This window comes from Oleiphilus sp. HI0123, assembly GCF_001635315.1.
This window is the reverse complement of the sequence record NZ_LWGE01001379.1, coordinates 1-1,095: the sequence shown is the minus strand read 5'-3', so window position 1 is coordinate 1,095 and position 1,095 is coordinate 1. Positions and strand designations below refer to the sequence as shown.

The window sequence follows — 1,095 nt, the reverse complement described above, 5'->3', positions numbered from 1 at the left end:
TGGAACCGGAACCGATTCCATTAGATGTTAAGATTATTCTCTTTGGTGACCTCGAAACTTATCTATTGCTTCAGAATTACGACCCTGAGTTTGAAGAACTGTTTAAAGTGACAGCGGACTTCGAAAACGAAATGAATCGTACGCCTGAATCACAGATGCTTTACGCAAAATTCATTTCCAGTCTTGTACACGAAAAAGGCTTTCTCCATTGTGATAAGAAAGCGGTGGCTCGGGTAATTGAGTTTAGCTCCCGCCAGGCTGAAAATCAGAATAAGTTGTCACTTCACGCCTCTGAAATCTCTAATTTGCTGCGAGAGTCAAACTACTGGGCGCGAGAGCAGCGTTCAACAATGATCAGGCAGTCTCACGTAGAGCGTGCTTTAGAAAGTGCCGAGCACCGCAATGGACGCATCAAAGACCAACTGTTTGATACGATACGAGATGGCTCTACATTGCTTTCTGTTAGCGGTTCGGTTGTTGGGCAGATCAATGCACTGTCAGTGTACTCCACAGCGGGTTCGGAGTTCGGAATGCCAAACCGTGTTACTGCAAATTGTTATTTTGGTGATGGTGATATCACAGATATCGAGCATCATGCCAAGTTGGGCGGCAATATCCATACTAAGGGGATTTTGATCCTATCGTCTTATTTGTCATCCTTATTTGCAAAAGATGATCTGATGCCTCTATCTGCAAGTATTGCTTTTGAACAGTCTTACGGTGAGGTTGATGGCGATAGCGCGTCGATGGCCGAGTTCTGCGCCTTAATTTCTTCACTTGCTGATGTGCCAATTCTTCAGCACTTCGCAGTGACCGGCTCAGTGAATCAGTTTGGTGAAGTTCAGCCAATTGGTGGCGCAAATGAGAAAATAGAAGGCTTTCTCGATGCTTGTGAGTTAATCGGCAGTGATCAGAAGCAAGCGGTTATTATCCCTAAAAGCAATATTGCCAATCTTATGTTAAGCCAGAAGGTGATTAATGCCGTTAAGAAAAAGCGCTTTAATATCTATGCAGTAACGCATGTTAATGAAGCATTGGAATTGCTAACGGGTTTAAAGACGGGAACGCTTAAAGACGGTATGTACGAGGATGGCA

At 44.1% G+C, this 1,095-nt stretch carries 1 protein-coding gene; it reads left to right on the top strand.

Annotation, left to right across the window (positions count from 1 at the left end; translation table 11 throughout):
* Positions 1-1,095, top strand: a 1,095-nt coding sequence (locus A3761_RS17455; RefSeq protein ID WP_156491922.1) for a Lon-insertion domain-containing protein, incomplete at both ends; no start/stop codon positions are given.